Source organism: Mesorhizobium sp. USDA 3734 (genome assembly GCF_056279665.1).
This window is the reverse complement of record NZ_JBWCCW010000001.1, coordinates 3,261,293-3,281,536: the sequence shown is the minus strand read 5'-3', so window position 1 is coordinate 3,281,536 and position 20,244 is coordinate 3,261,293. Positions and strand designations below refer to the sequence as shown.

Genomic DNA, 20,244 nt, shown 5'->3' with positions numbered 1-20,244 from the left:
GCACTAAGAATTTGCCGGTCTCATGCCACTTCCCTGGCATCCGGCACAAGAGCCAGTGCTTCCGCGAAGCTCGCCGTGGTGAATTCGGGAACGGCGTTGGCGCTTTCGATGGCAAGCGTCGCCGCGGCGATACCCTCGCGCAGAGCTGCCCGCAGAGAGAGGCCGCGCAGCAAGGCGGCGACCGTTGCGCCCGCCAGCGCATCGCCGGCGCCGGTGACGTCGGCGACCTTTCTTGGCGGCGGCGGCAGGATCGAGAAGGCGCCGGCTTCATCGAAGCCCAGCATGGGGCCGCCGCCCGCCGTCACCACGCCGCTCTTGAGCCCTGCGCGTCTCAGCCCGTCGACGATGTCTTGCGGAGAGGCCGCAGCGTCCAGGTCTGCCAGCGCGATCGCTTCGCGCCGGTTCATGAAGACGACAGCCAGATTGCCGAGAACCGGCTTCAAACGCACGATCTTGGCCGGCGAAATGGCAATGGCGAAAACGGGTTTGCCAGCAGCAAGAAAAACCAGCCGCTCCAGTGCCGCCGTCGGCAGGTTGGCGTCGCAGAAGACGGCATCGGCGGCGGCGATCACCTCCCGGACCTTGGAGCGCCTGATCTGCTTGGGAAACGCCAAATCATAGAGCGCCATGTCGGCAAAGCCGACGATCAGCTCGCCCTCGCGGTCGATCAGCGCCGTATAGCTCGGCGTGGTGCGGTCGAGGAACACCGCCGACAGGTCGGCAATGCCTGCCTCGGCGATGGCTCGTGACACGGTGTCGGCGGCGGCATCGCCGCCACGCACCGACATCAGCGACGCGGAGACGCCACGCAGCACGGCGCTGCGCAGTGCGTTGAAAACGCCGCCGCCGACATCCTCGCGCATCGAGCCGGGATTGGAGGCGGCAGGCACGTAAGCGCCGGACACCTGGCCGCGCCGGTCGATATGGGCGCCGCCTATGGCCAGTATTTTCGCGGATTTCAGCATGCCGGCGATATGACCTTTGTTATTCCAGCCGCACAAGCGCTAGGCTGCGGGACGAAGCTTCGCATGCAAGGCAGCGATTCGGCAGATCGAAACAATCGAGCCGTCTGGCCCAATGCGGAATGCATCGTGAAACGAAATCGTGAGACAAAAAAAGAACAAATCTGGATATTGATTGTTTTTCAGATATTTGACCCCTCTTGCCAAACGAGAACAAAAAAGGTACAAATTGGCAGGGATTACGGATTGTCCGGCCTTCATTGACGACCAAGGGGTGATGTATCATGGCTCAGAATTCTTTGCGGCTGGTAGAGGACAAAGCGGTGGACAAATCAAAGGCTCTGGATGCGGCGCTGTCGCAAATCGAGCGGGCTTTCGGCAAGGGCTCGATCATGCGGCTCGGCGCGAACGAGCAGGTCGTCGAGATCGAAACGGTGCCGACCGGCTCGCTTGGGCTTGACATCGCGCTTGGCGTCGGTGGCCTGCCGCGCGGCCGCATCGTCGAGATCTACGGGCCGGAAAGCTCGGGCAAGACGACGCTGGCCCTGCACACCGTGGCTGAAGCGCAGAAGAAGGGCGGCATCTGCGCCTTTGTCGATGCCGAGCACGCGCTTGACCCGGTCTATGCCCGCAAGCTCGGCGTCGATCTCGAAAACCTCCTGATCTCGCAGCCCGACACTGGTGAGCAGGCGCTGGAAATCTGCGACACGCTGGTGCGCTCCGGCGCCATCGACGTGCTGGTGGTCGATTCGGTCGCGGCGTTGACGCCACGCGCCGAAATCGAAGGCGAGATGGGCGATTCGCTGCCCGGCCTGCAGGCCCGCCTGATGAGCCAGGCGCTACGCAAGCTGACCGCCTCGATCTCGCGCTCCAACACCATGGTCATCTTCATCAACCAGATCCGCATGAAGATCGGCGTCATGTTCGGTTCGCCCGAAACCACCACCGGCGGCAACGCGCTGAAGTTCTACGCTTCGGTGCGCCTCGACATCCGCCGCATCGGCTCGGTCAAGGACCGCGACGAGGTCGTCGGCAACCAGACCCGCGTCAAGGTGGTCAAGAACAAGCTGGCGCCGCCCTTCAAGGTGGTCGAGTTCGACATCATGTATGGTGAAGGCGTGTCCAAGACCGGCGAACTGGTCGATCTCGGCGTCAAGGCCGGCGTGGTCGAGAAGTCGGGCGCCTGGTTCTCCTACAATTCGCAGCGTCTCGGCCAGGGCCGCGAAAATGCCAAGCTGTTCCTGCGCGATAATCCCGACACGGCGCGCGAGATCGAACTGGCGCTCCGGCAGAATGCCGGGCTGATTGCCGAGAAATTCCTTGAGAATGGCGGCCCTGAGCGCGGCGAAGAGGACGGCTTCGAGGAAGAATCCGGCGCCATGTAACAGCTTCGTGCGCGATGCCGGCCGGAGTTCGGCCATAATCGCGTTCTATTATCTCAGGCTTATGTAATCGAGTTCCGAGTATTGCGTTTCGAAACCGCCGGCCCAGTGCCGGCGGTTTTGCGTTTTGGTGGCGAAACCAGGCCGGTTCGAACAGCTGGCAAAGCCGTGGATTGGACCAATTCCGTGTTTCTGGACAGGGTGAAGCGCGGCGGCTAAAAGGCCAAGTCCTAATCTTCTAGGACGCAGAGCCCATCATCCGTCGGCCGGCCCGGCGGTTCTCTCGAAAAGGCAGCATTCATGAGTGGCGTGAACGAAATCCGGTCGACATTTCTCGACTATTTCCGCAAGGAGGGTCACGAGATCGTCGCGTCGAGCCCGCTGGTGCCGCGCAACGACCCGACGCTGATGTTCACCAACGCCGGCATGGTGCAGTTCAAGAATGTCTTCACCGGTCTGGAGAAGCGGCCCTATTCGCGCGCCTCGACCGCCCAGAAGAGCGTTCGCGCCGGTGGCAAGCACAACGATCTCGACAATGTCGGCTATACCGCGCGCCATCTGACTTTCTTCGAGATGCTCGGCAATTTCTCCTTTGGCGACTACTTCAAGGAGCGCGCCATCGAACTTGCCTGGAACCTGATCACCAAGGAATTCGGGCTGAACAAGGACAAGCTGCTGGTCACCGTCTATCACACGGACGACGAGGCGGCCGGCTTCTGGAAGAAGATCGCCGGGTTTTCCGACGACCGCATCATTCGCATCGCGACTTCGGACAATTTCTGGGCGATGGGCGACACCGGACCGTGCGGGCCGTGCTCTGAGATCTTCATCGATCGCGGCGAGCACATCTGGGGCGGACCTCCCGGCAGCCCGGAAGAGGATGGCGACCGTTTCCTCGAATTCTGGAACCTGGTGTTCATGCAGTATGAACAGGTGACGAAGGAGGAGCGCATCGACCTGCCGCGCCCGTCGATCGACACCGGCATGGGCCTGGAGCGTATGGCGTCCATCCTGCAAGGGGTGGAAAGCGTCTTCGAGACCGATCTGTTCCGTCATCTGATCGACGCGGCCTCGTCGGCCATCGGGCATGGTCCCGACAAGGAGACGGTCGCGTCCTACCGCGTCATTGCCGATCATCTGCGCTCGTCCTCGTTCCTGGTGGCCGATGGCGTGCTGCCGTCGAACGAAGGCCGCGGCTATGTCCTGCGCCGCATCATGCGCCGCGCCATGCGCCATGCGCAGTTGCTCGGTGCCAGCGAGCCGCTGATGTGGAAGCTGGTGCCGGCGCTGGTGCGCGAAATGGGCCAGGCCTATCCGGAATTGCTGCGCGGCGAACAGTTGATCACCGAGACCCTGAAGCTCGAGGAGACCAGGTTTCGCAAGACGCTGGTGCGTGGCCTCGGCCTGCTCTCCGAGGCGACGGAAACGTTGCATGCCGGCGACATGCTGGACGGCGAAACGGCTTTCAAGCTCTACGATACCTACGGCTTCCCGCTCGATCTGACGCAGGACGCGCTGCGTCAGCGCAGCATCTCTGTCGATCTTGCCGGCTTCACCAATGCGATGGAGCAGCAGAAGGCCGAGGCGCGCAAGCATTGGGCTGGGTCCGGCGACGCGGCCACCGAGACCATCTGGTTCTCCGTGCGCGAGAAGGCGGGCGCCACCGAGTTCCTCGGCTACGAGACTGAAGCTGCGGAAGGCATCATCCAGGCGCTGATCAAGGACGGCAAGATCGCCGACAGCGCCGGCAAGGGCGATGCGGTGGCGATCGTCGTCAACCAGACGCCGTTCTATGCGGAGTCCGGCGGCCAGATGGGCGACACCGGCATCATTTCAGGCGAGGGTTTCTCGATCGAGGTTTCCGATACGCAGAAGAAGGCCGATGGGCTGTTCGTGCATTTCGGCAAGGTGGCCAGCGGCACGGTCAAGACGGGCGCTGCCGTCGAGCTGAAGGTCGACCATGCCAGGCGCTCCAGGCTGCGCGCGAACCATTCCGCGACGCATCTGATCCATGAGGCGCTGCGCGAGGTGCTGGGCAGCCATGTCGCGCAGAAGGGTTCGCTGGTGGCGCCGGAGCGCCTGCGCTTCGACATCTCGCACAACAAGCCCATTTCACCGGAAGATCTCGAAGAGGTCGAGCGCATGGCCAACGAGATTGTCGTGCAGAACAGCCCCGTGTCCACGCGCCTGATGTCGGTCGACGATGCCATCGCCGAAGGCGCCATGGCGCTGTTTGGCGAGAAATATGGCGACGAAGTGCGCGTCGTGTCGATGGGCACCGGCGTGCATGGCGCCAAGGCCAACCGACCCTATTCGGTCGAGCTCTGCGGCGGAACCCATGTCCGGGCGACCGGCGATATCGGCCTGGTGCGTGTCGTGTCCGACAGCGCGGTCGCCGCCGGCGTGCGCCGCATCGAGGCGCTGACCGGCGAGGCGGCACGCAAACATCTCGACGAGCAGGACAGGCGTTTGAAGGCGGCGGCAGCCGTGCTGAAGATCTCGCCGGCCGACGTGCCGGCGCGTGTCGAGGCGCTGCTCGATGAGCGCAAGAAGCTCGAAAAAGAGCTGACCGAAGCGCGCAAGAAGCTGGCGCTGGGCGGCGGTGCAGGGGCGGGTGCGCCGTCGGAGAACGAGTCCGTCGCGGGCGTCGGCTTCCTCGGCAAGGCGGTCTCTGGTGTGGCGCCGAAGGATCTGAAGCCTCTGGCCGATGCCGGCAAGACCTCGCTCGGTTCCGGCGTCGTCGTCTTCGTCGGCACCGGTGAGGACAACAAGGCAAGCGTCGTCGTCGCCGTCACCGATGATCTCCTGACCCGCTTCAGCGCTGTCGATCTGGTGCGCGTGGCCTCCGCCGCACTTGGCGGGCAGGGCGGCGGCGGTCGGCCCGACATGGCGCAGGCCGGTGGCCCCGATGCGTCGAAAGCCAATGATGCGATCGCGGCGGTGAGGGCGGCACTCGAAGCCGCCTGACGGCCGAATTGGCTAGGCCCCAAGCCAAGCGCCAGGTTCTCTAAGGGCAGCGCTGCCCCTCATCTGGCTGCCGCCATCTTCTCCCCGTGAACGGGGAGAAGGGGCTGCCATCGCGGCTTTCGCCAGTTTTCAGCGTTGAAGAATGGCCGCGGATGCGGCGGCCAGCTACTTTCTCCCCGTTTACGGGGAGAAATGCCCGGCAAGGCAATGAGGGGCGGCACCAGCGCCAATAATTGCCATCCCGTGAGACCCATCTCGCATGGGTACGGCGAAACCGCGGATCACTCGGTCTTTTCTGTTCTGGCAAAGCTCGCCCGCGCGGCAACGCGCGTCCACCAGTCCCGGATATCGGCAAATTCGGCGAGCAGCTTTTGCCCCTCGGCGACCTTGACGAAATAGCCGATGATCGGCGCTGCATGCAGATCGGCCAGCGTCAGTTGGTCGCCTAGCAACCACGGTCCCGGCGCTTTCAGCGCGGAGAGCGTCTGAAGCGCTTTGCTCGCCTGTGAAAGCCCACTGGCTATCAGCGCCTCGTCGGGCGCCTCCTTCTCCAGCCGTTCGACGGCGACATCCCAGACCATCGACCTGTAGGCATAGGCGTCGAGCATGCCGATGATCTGGTTCATTCTTGCGCGGCCACGAGGATCCGCCGGCTGGAGGGCTGGCCCTTCAAAAACCTCGTCGACATAGCGCGCAATCGCGCTCGTCTCGAAGAGTCGAAACCCGTCATGCTCGAAGGCCGGGATGCGGCCGAACGGGTGGTGCTCGAGATACCAGGCAGGAATGCCATCGGCGGCAAAGACATCGACCGGCACAAGCTCGTAGTCGATGTCTTTTTCCGCAAGCACGAGGCGGACGATACGCACATAGACGCTGTAATCCGCCCCGTAGACGATGGGCTTGCCCATCTTGCTTGCCTGTTACGCCATCGCTTTCTGCAAATTCTCGTCGATCTTGTCGAGGAAACCGGTGGTCGAAAGCCAGGGCTGGTCGGGGCCGATCAGCAGCGACAGGTCCTTGGTCATGAAGCCGGACTCGACCGTCTGGATGCAGACCTTTTCCAGCGTGTCGGCAAAGCGCTTCAGTTCGGCATTGTCGTCGAGCTTGGCGCGGTGGGCGAGGCCACGCGTCCAGGCGAAGATCGAGGCGATCGAGTTGGTCGAGGTTTCCTCGCCCTTCTGATACTGGCGGTAGTGGCGGGTGACGGTGCCGTGCGCCGCTTCCGCTTCCACTGTCTTGCCGTCCGGCGTCATCAGCACCGAGGTCATCAGGCCGAGCGAACCGAAGCCCTGCGCCACCGTGTCGGACTGCACGTCGCCATCATAGTTCTTGCAGGCCCAGACATAGCCGCCCGACCATTTCAGGGCGGAGGCCACCATATCGTCGATCAGGCGGTGCTCGTACCACAGCTTCTTCGACTTGAACTCGGCCTCGAATTCAGCCTCGTAGACCTCCTGGAAGATGTCCTTGAAGCGGCCGTCATAGGCCTTGAGGATGGTGTTCTTGGTCGACAGATAGACCGGATAGTTGCGCAGCAGGCCGTAGTTCAGCGAGGCCCGTGCGAATTCGCGGATCGAATCGTCGAGATTGTACATGGCCATGGCGACGCCGGCGCCGGGCGCGTCGTACACGTCGTGCTCGATCACCTTGCCGTCCTCGCCGACGAACTTGATCGTCAGCTTGCCCTTGCCGGGGAAGCGGAAATCGGTGGCGCGATATTGGTCGCCGAAGGCGTGACGGCCGACGATGATCGGCTTGGTCCAGCCGGGCACCAGGCGCGGCACGTTCTTCATGATGATCGGCTCGCGGAAGATCGTGCCGCCGAGGATGTTGCGGATTGTGCCGTTCGGCGACTTCCACATCTTCTTCAGCTTGAATTCCTCGACGCGCTGCTCGTCGGGGGTGATCGTCGCGCATTTCACGCCGACGCCGTATTTCTTGATGGCGTTGGCCGAATCGATGGTCACCTGGTCGTTGGTGGCGTCACGATGTTCGATGCCGAGGTCGTAATATTCGAGCTTGAGGTCGAGATACGGGTGGATCAGCTTGTCCTTGATGAACTGCCAGATGATGCGGGTCATCTCGTCGCCGTCGAGTTCGACGACCGGGTTCGCCACCTTGATCTTCGCCATGGAAAGAATGCCTCGTTGCTGGGAAATAGGACGGCCTTGCCCGCGTGGCGTTGGGCCGGGGGATGCCGCCCGTATATCAAAGCGTTTTTGGCCACGCAAACGGCGATCGGTCACGAATGTGAGGCCGTGGCCTCCATCATTTGCGAATGCTTCATTTTCGCGGCTGAATATGGCAGGGGACGCTGAAATGCCGCAAACAGCAGTTCATTGACAATCATGCCAGCCACCGAAAACGCCACCACCATTCCAGCCGCCGGCCCGGCGATCATCCTGGTCGAGCCGCAACTCGGCGAGAACATCGGCATGGTCGCTCGCGCCATGGCCAATTTCGGTCTGTCGGAGCTGCGTCTCGTCAACCCTCGTGACGGTTGGCCGAGCGAGAAGGCACGCGCGGCAGCCAGTCGCGCCGATCATGTCATCGACGCTGTCACCGTCTTCGACGATCTGGCCTCGGCGCTCGCCGACCTGAACTTCGTTTTCGCCACCACGGCCAGGCAGCGCGACGGCTTCAAATCCGTGCGCGGTCCTGTGGAAGCGGGCAGGGTGCTGCGGACCCGTCACGCAATGGGGCAACGCACCGGCATCCTGTTCGGACGCGAGCGCTTCGGCCTCTACAATGACGAGGTCGGCCTTGCCGACGAGATCGTCACTTTTCCGGTCGATCCCGATTTCTCCTCGCTCAACATCGCCCAGGCGGCCCTGCTGATGTCCTACGAATGGATGAAGTCGGGCCTCGAGGACGAGACCAAAACCAACTTCGCTGGCCCGGACATGAAGCCGGCAAGCAAGGAAGAGCTGCACGGCCTGTTCGCCTATCTCGAAGGCGCCTTGGAAGCGCGTGGCTATTTCCGGCCGGCACCGAAGAAGCCGAAAATGATCGACAATCTGCGCGCGGTGCTGACGCGCGCCGGTTTTGCCGAACCGGAGCTGAAGGTGCTGCGCGGCATCATCTCGTCGCTCGACCGGTTTTCGCCCGCGATGCCGCGGGGCGATGGTTCTCCTGGCGATGATCCACGGCGCCTGCCCGCGGCCGCCGCGCGTGCCCGCAAGGCGGAAGCGGGTCGCCAGCCGCCCGACGTCAATGGTGACGACAGTGACACGCCGCCGCTGGGTGGCAAGGGAACGGACAATGACTGAGCGGCCGATCCTGATGTTCGATTCGGGCATCGGCGGGCTTACCGTGCTGCGCGAGGCGCGCGTGCTGATGCCAGACCGCCGCTTCATTTATGTCGCCGACGACGCCGCGTTTCCCTATGGCGCCTGGGAGGAGCCAGCGCTGAGGGCGCATATACTCGACTTGTTCGGTCAATTGCTTGACCGGTTTGCGCCGGCCATTTCGGTCATCGCCTGCAACACCGCCTCGACGCTGGTGATCGATGCGCTGCGCGAAAGATTTCCCGAGCATCCTTTCGTCGGCATGGTGCCGGCAATCAAGCCGGCGGCGGAACGCACGCGCTCAGGACTGGTTTCGGTCCTGGCGACGCCTGGCACCGTCAAGCGCCAGTACACCCGCGACCTGATCAGCAAATGGGCGCAGAAGTGTCATGTCCGGCTGGTCGGCAGCGACAGGCTGGCGGGGCTTGCCGAGGTCTATATGCGCGAGGGCTTCGTCGACGAAGAGGCTGTGCGCGCCGAGATTGCACCGTGCTTCGTCGAACATGATGCATTGCGTACGGATATCGTGGTGCTTGCCTGCACACACTACCCCTTTCTGGCCAATCGCATGCGCAAGACGGCGCCCTGGCCGGTCGATTGGCTCGACCCGGCCGAAGCGATTGCGCGTCGGGCACTTTCGCTTCTCGCCGACATTGATCCGAACGGCCGTGGCGAGAAGCTGCCGGAAGGCCCCGACCTTGCTGTCTTCACATCGAAAAGAGCCGATTTCCCGACCCGCCGCCTGATACAGGGGTTCGGGCTGGCAATGTCGTGATCCCCGAAAGGGAACATCACAGCAGTCATTGCGTTTTTCTCCCGACACAAACAGGAGGAACAGTCATGCCAGCCACCTCGAAAGCCCAGCAGAAAGCCGCCGGCGCAGCCTTGTCGGCCAAGCGCGGCGAGACGAAGAAGAGCGAACTCCAAGGCGCTTCGAAGGGAATGTACGAATCGATGAGCGAAAAGCAGCTCGAGGAATTCGCCGAGACGAAGCGCAAGGGCCTGCCGGAAAAGAAATCGAAGCATTAGGATCATGGCATCGCGCTTCGCGGGCGATGACAAGCTCGTCGACGGGAACACGAGCCGGAATCAAAAAGCCCGCGGCCAGAACCGCGGGCTTTGAAATGATCTGTCGGTCGCCTGAAACCGGACTGGAGCTTACCAGCGGGCCCAGCAGCGCTTGACCTTGTAGCGGATGACCTTCTTGTGGCCGTGCCGCCAGACAACCTTCTTCTTGACCACGATGCGGCAAACCTGGTGGTGCCGATGTCCTTGCCAATGCCTGGCCTCTGCCGGCTCCGGCGTCATGACCGCCATGGATCCCGCCAACACCGCGGCTCCCGTCAGGGTAAGAAAGAACTTCTTCATGCGAATTGTGGCTCCTCTGCTCCAGTTCGTCCTAATGCCGTTGGCGCAACCTTCCGCCACGTCCGGCACCGCACTCAACCCAGAGACGCTATATCGTCACCATCCCCAACGCCAGCCGCAAGCTTGACACCGGTTAAATCTCCGTTTAATCAGCGCGCCAACACCGGGCCGCAATGCCCGGTGGTTTTCTTTATGTGTGCAAGATGCGTGGAACTCAATTCTACTATCTTGTTTGAACTGACGTGTCCCGTGGGTTTTCCGCCGCGTTGCGTGGGAAAACCCTGTCAGGTCTCGAAAACGGAGGCCAGAGGAGGGCGCGTTTCCTTCACCCGGACCATGAGGTTCCGGGTGTGTTGTTTTGAAAGGGAATGCGATGAGCAAGCGCGAATCCGCAAAGTACAAGATCGACCGCCGTCTCGGCGAAAATATCTGGGGTCGCCCGAAGTCCCCGGTCAACAAGCGCGAATACGGCCCCGGCCAGCATGGCCAGCGCCGCAAGGGCAAGCTTTCCGATTTCGGCCTGCAGCTGCGCGCCAAGCAGAAGCTGAAGGGCCACTATGGCGACGTTTCGGAAAAGCAGTTCCGCAAGGTCTATGAAGAGGCGGATCGCCGCAAGGGCGACACCTCGGAGAACCTGATCGGCCTGCTCGAGTCGCGTCTCGACGCGGTCGTCTACCGCGCCAAGTTCGTGCCGACCATTTTCGCCGCGCGTCAGTTCGTCAACCACGGCCACGTCAACGTCAACGGCAAGCGCGTCAACATCGGCTCGTACCGCTGCAAGCCGGGCGATGTCGTCGAAGTGCGCGAGAAGTCGAAGCAGCTGGTCATCGTTCTCGAAGCGGTCGGCCTGGCTGAACGCGACGTGCCGGATTACATCGAAGCCGATCACAACAAGATGGTCGCGACCTTCTCGCGCATCCCGGGCCTGGCGGACGTCCCGTTCGCCGTGCAGATGGAACCGAACCTGGTCGTCGAATTCTATTCGCGCTAAACGGGCGCGTTTTGCGATACCAAGCAAAGGCCGCCCGTCGAGGCGGCCTTTTCTTTGTCTGCCTTTTCTTTGTCCGCCATGTCCGCTAATTCCGGGCGCAACGAAGCGCCGGACAGTCGTTGCTCCCGGATTTTGGAACTGACGCCATGAACATGCTGCCAGACGCCGAATCGCTTGAACCAGCCAGCGACATCGAGGGTGGCTTTCATCCGCTGTTTGCCGATGTGCCGTCCTCGGTCGAGTTCAACAAATTGCGCAAGCGGCTGCTGCGGCTGACCCGACAGGCGATCGAGGATTTCTCGATGGTGAGGCCCGGCCAGCGCTGGCTCGTAGCTCTCTCTGGCGGCAAGGATTCCTACGGTCTGCTCGCCGTGCTGCTCGATCTCAAATGGCGCGGGCTGCTGCCGGTCGACCTGCTGGCCTGCAATCTCGACCAGGGCCAGCCGAATTTCCCCAAACACATCCTGCCGGACTATCTCGACAGATACGCCATCCCGCATCGCATCGAATATCAAGACACCTATTCCGTCGTCACCGACAAGCTGCCTGCGGGCAGCACCTATTGCTCGCTCTGTTCGCGCCTCAGGCGAGGCCATCTCTACCGCATTGCGCGTGAGGAGGGGTGCTCGGCGCTGGTGCTCGGCCACCATCGCGAGGACATTCTCGAAACCTTCTTCATGAACCTGTTCCATGGCGGCCGTCTCGCCGCCATGCCGCCAAAGCTGCTCAATGACGAGGGCGACGTTATGGTGCTGCGGCCGCTGAGCTATTGCGCCGAGGTCGACCTCGAGAGATTCGCGGCCGCCATGCAGTTCCCGATCATTCCCTGCGATCTCTGCGGCAGCCAGGAAGGTCTTCAGCGCAACGCCATGAAGGCGATGCTGGAGGACCTGGAAAAGCGCATGCCCGGCCGCAAGGACACGATGCTGCGCGCACTGTCCAACAGCAGGCCATCGCATCTGCTCGACAGAAAGCTGTTCGATTTCGCCGCCCTCAATGAAACCCTCACCACCAGGCAAGACGTTCCCGATGACATTTGACGATACTGCGATCGACTGGCTGGCCGGCCTTTTGTCCGACGCGGCAATAGCCGAAATCATGCCGCGCTTTCGCCGGTTGGGCGAGGGCGATATCCGCCAGAAGACCTCGGCCGCCGACCTGGTGACCGAAGCCGACGTCAATGCCGAGCGGCTCATCACCGCCAGGTTGCGCGAGCGCTACCCCTCGGCGATGGTCGTCGGCGAGGAGGCCAGTTCCGACAATCCAGCGCTGCTAAATGGGTTGGGCGATGCCGATCTGGCGTTCGTCATCGACCCGGTGGACGGCACTTTCAACTTCGCCTCCGGCGTGCCGCTGTTCGGCGTCATGCTGGCGGTCGTGGTCAAGGGCGAGACCGTTGCCGGCATCATCCACGATCCCGTCGGCAAGGATTGGCTGATCGGCGCCAGGGGCGCCGGCAGCCATATCCGGCATGCGCATGGCAGTATCGAGAAGGTGCATGTCGCCGCACCCGCGCCGATCTCGGAGATGACCGGCTCGGTCTCCTGGCAATATATGCCCGAGCCGGAGCGGTCGCGGCTGGCGCGCAACCAGACGAAGATCCTGTCGCAGTTCGCCTATCGCTGCGCGGCGCACGAATACCGTCTGTTGGCGAGCGGCCATGCCCACTTCGTCGTCTACAACAAGCTGATGCCGTGGGATCATCTGGCCGGTATGCTGATCCATGCCGAGGCTGGCGGCCATGCCGCGCGCTTCGACGGCAGCGCCTATCTGCCCTCGCATCTCGGCGGCGGCCTGCTTGTCGCGCCCGATCGGGAAAGCTGGCACGAATTGCGCCGCGAGCTCTGGGCGCAATAGGATCAACTCCTGCGGCCAACGTCTGAGCTGGCGGTGCCCGGCTGAAGCTGAAAGAGCGATGCAATCTTACGCAGATCCGGAGGCTCTCGAATGAAACCTCGGTTCGTAATTGTCGCGGCGGCTCTTGTCGTCGCCCTGTTTGCCAGCTCACACGAGGCAGGATCGCAAGAGCGCAGCTGTCACAGTCCCGATCCCGTCGACACGATAAAGGAGATGTCGGAGGCTATCTATGCTTGCTGGAAGCCGCCGCCCGGAACCGCCGGCATGTCCCTGACGCTGCGGTTCTCGCTTCGCCGCAACGGCACACTGATCGGCGAGCCTCGCGCCACATATTCCGATCTGGGCACCGATGCCCAGCTCAGCCGGGCCTTCGTGGCTTCAATCCTCAGGGCACTCGATGAAGCTCTGCCATTGCCCTTTTCGGACAGCATGGGCGGAGCAATCGCGGGGCGTATGCTTGCCCCTCGCTTCACGGCGGCCCTTGAGCGTCCTAATGCAAGTCGGTGATGTGCCCTGAAACGGGCGGGTTGTGCGGCTGGAACATCTTGCCGCGCTCGGCGATGAAGATCATCAGCAGCGCTGCGACCGAGACGCTGCAGAAGCCGGCCGCCAGCGGCGTCACCGTGCCGTTGAAAGCCTGACCGATCAGCGTGCCAAGAATGCCGCCGAGAAATGTCTGCATGAAACCCAGTATGGACGACGCCGTGCCGGCCAGTTGGCCGAGCGGCTCCATGGCCAATGCGTTGAAATTCGCGCCGAGCGCACCGAACGGAAGCATGGCGCTGGCAAAGAAGGTGATGAACAGCCAGAGAGGCTCCTCATTTCGAGAGAAACGACCAGCCAGGCAAGGCTGATGACCAGGAACAGCAGCAGCGCGCTCTGAGACAGGCGACGCATGCCGATACGGCCGACAAGGCGCGAGTTCAGGAAGTTGGAGAAAGCAAGCACCCCGGCAACCCCGGCGAAGATGACCGGGAACATCTCGCCGACGTTGAATATGTCGACATAGATCTGCTGCGCCGAGGCAATGAAGCCGAACATGGCGCCGAAAACGAAGGTGCTGGCGAAGGCATAGCAGATCGCCATGCGGTTGGTGAGCACGATGCGAAATCCGCCGACGATGGAGGTGATGGTCAGCGGCCGGCGATGTTCGGGATGCAATGTTTCAGGCAGGCGCAGCAGTGACCAGGCCGAGACAATGAGTGCACCGACGGCCATGGTGACGAAGATCCAATGCCAGGTCGCAAACAGCATGATGAACTGGCCGATGCCGGGAGCAATGACCGGTATCGCCATGAACACCATGAAGATCAGCGACATCACCTCGGCCATGCGCCGGCCGTCGAACGTATCGCGCACGATCGAGACCGCGATGACGCGGGTCGCGGCCGCACCGATGCCTTGCACGGCGCGGCACAGCAGAAGTGTTTCAAAACTTGGTGCAACGGCGGCCGCCGCGGCCGCGGCGACATAGATCACCAGCCCGGCGACCAGCGGTGCGCGACGGCCGAAGCGATCCGAGATCGGCCCGAAGAACAGCTGGCCGCCGCCGAAGCCCAGAATGTAGGCCGTTATCACGTACTGCCGGTGGTTTTCATTTTCGACGCCGAGCGAGGCGCCGATCTGCTGCAGAGCCGGCAGCATGATATCGATGGCCAGCGAATTCAGCGCCATCAGCGCCGCGCACAAGGCGATGAACTCCCAGCGTGGAATAGGCAGTTTGCTTGCCGATTGCGGCGCTGATTTTGGCTGGTCCACGGCAAGTCCGATCTTTCAAACGAAAATGCGCCGGCGGGCCGGCGCATTGGCTCGTCTTGGTCCTGGTTCAGGACATAAAAATTGCCGAGGTGGGGCTGCCCCCGGTGCCTAGTGCTTGACCTTGAAAATCAATATCGATTTTCGGAAAGGATCTGCACGAAAACAGAAATCAGGCGGCGCCTTTGACGCTGACGCCCTTTTCGACCAGGAATGTCTGGAGTTCGCCCGCCTGGAACATCTCGCGGATGATATCGCAGCCGCCGACGAATTCGCCCTTGACGTAGAGCTGCGGGATCGTCGGCCAGTTGGAATATTCCTTGATGCCCTGGCGCAGTTCTGCGGAGTCCAGAACGTTCACGCCTTTGTAGTCGGCGCCGATATAGTCGAGGATCTGGACGACCTGACCGGAAAATCCGCATTGCGGGAAACCGGGCGTGCCCTTCATGAAAAGGACGACGTCGTTGCCCTTCACTTCGTTGTCGATGTAGTCGTTGATACCGCTCATGGAATATCCTTTCCCGCCTGTGGGAGTCAGGCTCGAAACATATCCTTCAAATAAACCCAACGATTGCTCGAAACAAGACGTTAGCCGTGCCGTGGCTGAAATGGCGCAAAGGATGGGCCGTGTTGGGCCAAGCGGCTGTCGCAACACTGATTCGCGTGGTTGCGGTCTATGTTCCGATGCGGGTCAGTCAGGAACGCTGGTCTGCAAGGCGAGTGCGTGCAGCACGCCGCCCATATTGCCCTTCAGCGCGTCATAGACCATCTGGTGCTGCTGGACGCGGCTCTTGCCGCGAAAGCTCTCGGCCACCACCTCGGCCGCATAATGGTCGCCGTCCCCGGCGAGATCGCGAATCGTTACCCTGGCGTCTGGAATGCCGTCCTTGATCAGTTTTTCGATGTCGTGGGCATCCATTGCCATGGCAAAATCCTGTTTCGAGCGGCCGGTAGCCGGTCATGAGATGAGAGTCGGCCGAGCCTAAAGCCTTTCCGGTCCGGATTGAAGCCGTTCTGTCCTGCCAAGAGCAAGACGGCCCGAGAACCATCAGGGATGGACCTAGGCCGGTGGGCTTGCTTCATCCTCGGCAACGTCCTCGCGTGTCGAGAAGGCGCGGCCAAGGCTGAAGGCCAGCACATAGAGCGGAATGTTGATGACTAGGCTGACTATGGGAAGATAACTCGTCATTTGCCAGAACGGCGAGAAGAATTCCTGGCCGTAGCCGTCGCAGACAAGCGACGAGCCGTACTCCCACAACGCCCCTACAACCACCGCGCTGGCAAAAAGCTTGATGCAGGTGACGATGTGCCTTGCACGTGCCGGATCCGGCGCAAGGCGGCCCCACAGCACCAAACATACGATCGGAACCGCATAGATGAGGTTCTGCATCACGAGCATTGGGACGGCGCCGTTGGCCGCTGCAAGAAACTGCGCGCGCGTTTCCAGCTGGGCGCAAACCTCGCTTGAGGTCGTCGACAGCAGGAAAAAGACGAACGGCCCGAGGAACCAGAAGAAGAACAGCGACGGCCAGAAGACAACTGCAAGGAGCGCCCGGGCAGCCAGTACGGTCAACTGGCCTGATCCATGAAGCGGGGGAACCAGCCTTCGTGAGCCGCGGTCAATTCGCTGACCGGGATTGCCCGCGCCTCACCGAGCTTCAGCGCGCTGCCGCCGGTCGAGCCGATCCACGGCGCGAAGATTCCGAGTTCGCTCTGCTGCTTGCGGATGGCGTCCCATTCATCGCCATGCGGGTCGATCGACAACGTCAAGAGATAACGGCCCTGATCCTCGCCGAACCAGACCGGGATCGGGTCGGTGCCGACGAGCCCGGGAACGGTGGCGCCGATGCTTGACGCCATCGCCATTTCGGCCAAAGCCACCGCGATGCCACCATCGGAAACGTCATGCGCCGCCGTGACGATGCCGGATGCGATCAGCGCGCGCACATGGTCGCCGACGCGCTTCTCATGCTCGAGATCGACCGGTGGTGGCGGACCGTCCGTGCGGCCGTGGATGTCTCTGAAATAGACCGACTGGCCAAGATGCGTTCCCCAGGAGGCCGGCGCGCCGACCAGCAGGATCATCTGGCCCTCGGCCGCAAAGCCGGTCCGCACCATCTTCGACCAGTCGGCGATCAGCCCGACGCCGCCGATGGTCGGTGTCGGCAGAATGCCCTGGCCGTTGGTCTCGTTGTAGAGCGAGACGTTGCCGGAGACGATCGGGAAGCCAAGCGCGCGGCAGGCATCGCCGATGCCTTTCACCGCGCCAACCAGCTGCCCCATGATCTCGGGTCGTTCCGGGTTGCCGAAATTGAGGTTGTCGGTGGCGGCCAGCGGCAAGGCGCCGGTGGCGGTCAGGTTGCGCCAGCATTCGGCCACCGCCTGCTTGCCGCCCTCATAGGGGTCAGCCTCGCAATAGCGCGGAGTCACATCGGAGGAGAAGGCGAGCGCCTTGGTCGGATGACCCTCGACCCGGACCACGCCGGCATCGCCGCCCGGAAGCTGCAGTGAATTGCCCTGGATCAGCGTGTCATACTGCTCCCAGACCCAACGGCGCGAGGACAGGTCGGGACCGCCGAGCAGCTTCAGCAGCGCATCGGCAACATCGGCCTGCGGAACGTCATTGGCGGCCAGCGGCGTCGGCTTCTTCGGCTCGACCCAGGGCCGGTCATATTCCGGTGCCTTGTCGCCGAGATCCTTGATCGGCAGGTTGGCGACTTCGTCGCCCTGGTGCAGCACGCGGAAGCGCAGATCGTCGGTGGTCTTGCCGACGACGGCGAAGTCGAGCCCCCATTTGTGGAAGATCGCCTCGGCTTCCTTTTCCTTTTCCGGGCGCAGCACCATCAGCATGCGCTCCTGGCTTTCCGAAAGCATCATTTCGTAGGCGCTCATGCGCTCTTCGCGCACCGGCACCTTGTCGAGATCGAGCTCGATGCCGAGATCGCCCTTGGCGCCCATTTCGACCGCCGAGCAGGTGAGGCCGGCCGCACCCATGTCCTGGATGGCGATGACGGCGCCCGAGGCCATCAGTTCGAGGCAGGCTTCCAGCAGGCATTTTTCGGTGAAGGGGTCGCCGACCTGGACGGTCGGGCGCTTCTCGTCGATCTTGTCGTCGAATTCGGCCGAGGCCATGGTGGCGCCGCCGACGCCGTCGCGGCCGGTCTTGGCGCCGAGATAGACGACCGGCAGGCCGACGCCCTTGGCTTCCGACAGGAAGATCGCGTCGGTCTTGGCAAGGCCCGCTGCAAAAGCGTTGACCAGGATGTTGCCGTTGTAGCGGGCGTCGAAATTGACCTCGCCGCCGACCGTCGGCACGCCGAAGGCATTGCCGTAGCCGCCGACGCCGGAGACCACGCCCGAAACGAGGTGCCTGGTCTTGGGATGGTCAGGCGCGCCGAAGCGCAGCGCATTCATCGCCGCGATCGGCCGCGCGCCCATGGTGAAGACGTCGCGCAATATGCCGCCGACGCCGGTCGCCGCACCCTGGTAGGGCTCGATATAGGAGGGGTGGTTGTGGCTCTCCATCTTGAAGACGACGCAGTCGCCGTCGCCGATGTCGACCACGCCGGCGTTCTCGCCCGGGCCCTGGATGACTTGTGGACCGGTGGTCGGCAGCGTGCGCAGCCACTTCTTCGAGGATTTGTAGGAGCAGTGCTCGTTCCACATCGCCGAGAAGATGCCGAGTTCGGTGAAGCTCGGCTCGCGGCCGACGAGGTCGAGGATGCGCTGATATTCGTCGGGCTTCAGCCCGTGTGAGGCAATGAGCTCGGGGGTGATCGGCACGGAATTGGAAATGGTCATGGGCGGCGATTTTTATCCGGGGCGCGTTGGGATTTGAGTCCCGTCTTATCGCAAGCTTGGGAGCCAATACACCCCATCGGATGTTGAAAACCAATGGAAAGCTACAAGGAAAGGCTTCTGCACCGCCATTGGGGAACGGGATGACATTCCGGCCGTTAGGTCTCCAACCAATCAGGAGCTTTGGACCATGGCCACCAAGCAAGGCAAGAAAGACAATCGCCTCTCGGACAAGGAGGCTATGCACATCGCGGAGACCACTGACGTTTCGCCTGGGCAGGCCAAAGAGCTGGCTGAGAAGCACGGGAAAGACAAGGCCGAGAAGGAAGCCAAGAACTTCAAGGCAGAGGGCTGATCTGAGAGCCATGTAGAGGCTGCTCTGCGCCAAACCGACGCTTAATGGGCCTGTCAGTCGCGAGTTGGCTCAGGAGAAGCTGTCGTAGCCGGCGCGGCCTTCATCGAGAAGTCGCCGGATCACCGCAACGCCTTCGGCGATGTCCTTGCGTTGTCTTGGCTGCGAAACGCCGAAGCGGACACCGTGGAAAACCTGCTCGGAGCGACCGGCCTTGAACTGGTCCTCGTCATTGATCAGCACGCCATGCTCGAGGCAAGCATTCTTGAAGGTGCCGGAAAGCCAGGGATCGGGCAGGGTCAGCCAGACAAAGGGCACCCTGTCATGGGACTTGAACGCGAAGCCGGCCAAAGTCTCGCGCACGATCGCGATGCGGGCGTTGATTTCGGCGATGCTGCGCTTGCGGATCTCATCGGCCTGACCAGACAGCACCAGCCTTGTATTCACCTCCGCCAGCAGGAAGGGCATGCCGCCGGTCATCATCTTGTGGGCGACGCGGATGCGATGGCGGTAGGCGGGCGGGCAGGCAAGCCAGCCGCCGCGCACGCCGGCTGCGACCGACTTCGACAGGCCGCCGGCGACGATGGTTCTCTCAGGTGCATATTCGGCCAGCAACGGCGTCGGATCATCGGTCAAATTTCCATAGAGATCGTCCTCGATGAGGACGACGCTATATTCGCGTGCGACACGCGCGATTGCTTGGCGGCGCGCCGCTGACAAGGTCACCAGGGTAGGATTCTGCGCTGTCGGCATCAGGAAGATCATCTTGGGATGCTTTTGCGCGCAGACACGCTCGAAATCCTGGGGGTCGATGCCTTCGTCGTCGGACGCCACCAAGGCCGTCCGCCGGCCGATCAGGCCGGCGCTGCGGGAAATCTGCGAGTAGGTGAGGTGCTCGAAAGCAACATAGTCGCCAGGGGTGGTCAGCGCGGCGATCGCCGCCATCACCGCGGCGTGGGTGCCGAGCGTGGGAACAATGGCGTCGGCATTTGGGCGGAAGGAATTGCGCGACAGCCAGCGGGCGCCGGCTTCGTACCAGCGGTCGGGAAAATCCCTGACGTAGCTTGAAATCTCATGCGGATGGTCCTGCGCCGTGCGCGACAGCACATCGGCGATATCAGTGCCCTGGCCGATGTCGGGCGCCGCCATGCTGTCGAAACGCAGCTTGTCGCGCGGCGCATCGATAGTGCGCGTGCCTTCGCCGCCGACGTCCGGGGCCAGGAAGTCCGGCTTTGCGCCATCGGCGCGCTGACCGAGCACATAGGTTCCACGCCCGACTTCCCCGCTCACCAGCCCCCGCTCGCGCAGCAAGTGATAGGCCCGGCCGACAGTACCGACCGTGGTGCCGATGTCATAGGCGAGGTCGCGTTGCGGCGGCAGCTTTGCGCCGGCGTCGATCACACCCCGATCAATGTCCGTTTCGATGGAATCCGCAAGCCGCTGATACAGCGGGCCGGAGCCGGCGGTGAGATCTGGAAGCCAATTTGTCATGGTGACAATTTTCTATATTGCACCCATACATGAG

At 62.5% G+C, this 20,244-nt stretch carries 19 protein-coding genes and 1 pseudogene; 10 read left to right on the top strand and 10 right to left on the bottom strand.

Annotation, left to right across the window (positions count from 1 at the left end; translation table 11 throughout):
• Positions 1-20: 20 nt before the first annotated feature.
• On the bottom strand, positions 21-965 hold the full coding sequence (locus ACZ89F_RS15955; RefSeq protein WP_476092866.1) for a carbohydrate kinase family protein: 945 nt from the start codon (positions 963-965) through the stop codon (positions 21-23).
• A 281-nt stretch (positions 966-1,246) separates the two neighbouring features.
• Here ACZ89F_RS15955 and recA point away from each other — a divergent pair, with 281 nt between their 5' ends.
• A complete protein-coding gene (gene recA, locus ACZ89F_RS15950) occupies positions 1,247-2,347 on the top strand; it encodes a recombinase RecA (RefSeq protein ID WP_476092864.1) in 1,101 nt (366 codons plus the stop codon).
• A gap of 297 nt (positions 2,348-2,644) precedes the next feature.
• On the top strand, positions 2,645-5,311 hold the full coding sequence (gene alaS, locus ACZ89F_RS15945) for an alanine--tRNA ligase (protein WP_476092862.1): 2,667 nt from the start codon (positions 2,645-2,647) through the stop codon (positions 5,309-5,311).
• Between the two features lie 281 nt (positions 5,312-5,592).
• Here the strand turns inward: alaS and ACZ89F_RS15940 are convergent, their stop codons facing one another.
• Positions 5,593-6,219, bottom strand: coding sequence for a glutathione S-transferase family protein (locus ACZ89F_RS15940; RefSeq protein WP_476092860.1), 627 nt, complete (start codon positions 6,217-6,219; stop codon positions 5,593-5,595).
• Positions 6,220-6,231: 12 nt separating this feature from the next.
• A complete protein-coding gene (locus tag ACZ89F_RS15935; protein ID WP_476092858.1) occupies positions 6,232-7,443 on the bottom strand; it encodes an NADP-dependent isocitrate dehydrogenase in 1,212 nt (403 codons plus the stop codon).
• A 216-nt stretch (positions 7,444-7,659) separates the two neighbouring features.
• On the opposite strand from ACZ89F_RS15935, the gene ACZ89F_RS15930 reads away from it, so the two are divergent.
• From ACZ89F_RS15930 to ACZ89F_RS15920, 3 genes are all read left to right on the top strand, one after another.
• Complete coding sequence (locus ACZ89F_RS15930; protein ID WP_476092857.1) at positions 7,660-8,580, top strand: RNA methyltransferase; 921 nt, start codon at positions 7,660-7,662, stop codon at positions 8,578-8,580.
• The gene (gene murI, locus ACZ89F_RS15925; RefSeq protein ID WP_476092856.1) at positions 8,573-9,373 is read left to right on the top strand and encodes a glutamate racemase; all 801 of its coding nucleotides are present in this window, start codon (positions 8,573-8,575) and stop codon (positions 9,371-9,373) included. Before ACZ89F_RS15930 ends, murI begins: the two co-directional genes overlap by 8 nt.
• 65 nt (positions 9,374-9,438) lie before the next feature.
• A complete protein-coding gene (locus ACZ89F_RS15920; protein ID WP_292189293.1) occupies positions 9,439-9,627 on the top strand; it encodes a DUF3008 family protein in 189 nt (62 codons plus the stop codon).
• A 129-nt stretch (positions 9,628-9,756) separates the two neighbouring features.
• On the opposite strand, the gene ACZ89F_RS15915 is transcribed toward ACZ89F_RS15920, so the two are convergent.
• Positions 9,757-9,966 (bottom strand): hypothetical protein, encoded by a 210-nt coding sequence (locus ACZ89F_RS15915; RefSeq protein WP_476092854.1) that lies wholly within the window; start codon positions 9,964-9,966, stop codon positions 9,757-9,759.
• A 373-nt stretch (positions 9,967-10,339) separates the two neighbouring features.
• Between ACZ89F_RS15915 and rpsD the strand changes: the two genes are divergently transcribed.
• From rpsD to ACZ89F_RS15895, 4 genes are all read left to right on the top strand, one after another.
• Positions 10,340-10,957, top strand: coding sequence for a 30S ribosomal protein S4 (gene rpsD, locus ACZ89F_RS15910; protein WP_023759539.1), 618 nt, complete (start codon positions 10,340-10,342; stop codon positions 10,955-10,957).
• A gap of 146 nt (positions 10,958-11,103) precedes the next feature.
• Complete coding sequence (gene ttcA / locus ACZ89F_RS15905; protein WP_476092852.1) at positions 11,104-11,997, top strand: tRNA 2-thiocytidine(32) synthetase TtcA; 894 nt, start codon at positions 11,104-11,106, stop codon at positions 11,995-11,997.
• Positions 11,987-12,814: an inositol monophosphatase family protein gene (locus tag ACZ89F_RS15900; protein ID WP_476092850.1), complete on the top strand. Its 828-nt coding sequence runs from the start codon at positions 11,987-11,989 to the stop codon at positions 12,812-12,814. The genes ttcA and ACZ89F_RS15900 overlap by 11 nt, the downstream gene beginning before the upstream one ends.
• Before the next feature lie 264 nt (positions 12,815-13,078).
• Complete coding sequence (locus tag ACZ89F_RS15895) at positions 13,079-13,321, top strand: hypothetical protein (protein ID WP_476092848.1); 243 nt, start codon at positions 13,079-13,081, stop codon at positions 13,319-13,321.
• Here the strand turns inward: ACZ89F_RS15895 and ACZ89F_RS15890 are convergent.
• The 5 genes and pseudogenes from ACZ89F_RS15890 to purL all read right to left on the bottom strand — a co-directional run bounded on the left by ACZ89F_RS15890 (position 13,305) and on the right by purL (position 18,370).
• Positions 13,305-14,572: pseudogene (locus tag ACZ89F_RS15890) on the bottom strand (multidrug effflux MFS transporter). The gene ACZ89F_RS15895 and the pseudogene ACZ89F_RS15890 sit on opposite strands and share 17 nt — an antisense overlap.
• Positions 14,573-14,741: 169 nt before the next feature.
• Positions 14,742-15,077: a Grx4 family monothiol glutaredoxin gene (gene grxD / locus ACZ89F_RS15885; RefSeq protein ID WP_006332883.1), complete on the bottom strand. Its 336-nt coding sequence runs from the start codon at positions 15,075-15,077 to the stop codon at positions 14,742-14,744.
• Between the two features lie 183 nt (positions 15,078-15,260).
• A complete protein-coding gene (locus tag ACZ89F_RS15880; protein ID WP_015318146.1) occupies positions 15,261-15,494 on the bottom strand; it encodes a BolA/IbaG family iron-sulfur metabolism protein in 234 nt (77 codons plus the stop codon).
• 135 nt (positions 15,495-15,629) lie between these two features.
• A complete protein-coding gene (locus tag ACZ89F_RS15875) occupies positions 15,630-16,142 on the bottom strand; it encodes a hypothetical protein (RefSeq protein ID WP_476092846.1) in 513 nt (170 codons plus the stop codon).
• Complete coding sequence (purL, locus tag ACZ89F_RS15870; protein WP_476092844.1) at positions 16,139-18,370, bottom strand: phosphoribosylformylglycinamidine synthase subunit PurL; 2,232 nt, start codon at positions 18,368-18,370, stop codon at positions 16,139-16,141. The genes ACZ89F_RS15875 and purL overlap by 4 nt, the downstream gene beginning before the upstream one ends.
• 187 nt (positions 18,371-18,557) lie before the next feature.
• Here purL and ACZ89F_RS15865 point away from each other — a divergent pair, with 187 nt between their 5' ends.
• Positions 18,558-18,722, top strand: a complete 165-nt coding sequence (locus tag ACZ89F_RS15865) for a hypothetical protein (RefSeq protein ID WP_168991916.1) — start codon at positions 18,558-18,560, stop codon at positions 18,720-18,722.
• Between the two features lie 69 nt (positions 18,723-18,791).
• Here ACZ89F_RS15865 and ACZ89F_RS15860 read toward each other — a convergent pair whose 3' ends face one another.
• On the bottom strand, positions 18,792-20,210 hold the full coding sequence (locus ACZ89F_RS15860; protein ID WP_476092843.1) for an aminotransferase-like domain-containing protein: 1,419 nt from the start codon (positions 20,208-20,210) through the stop codon (positions 18,792-18,794).
• Between the last annotated feature and the right edge of the window lie 34 nt (positions 20,211-20,244).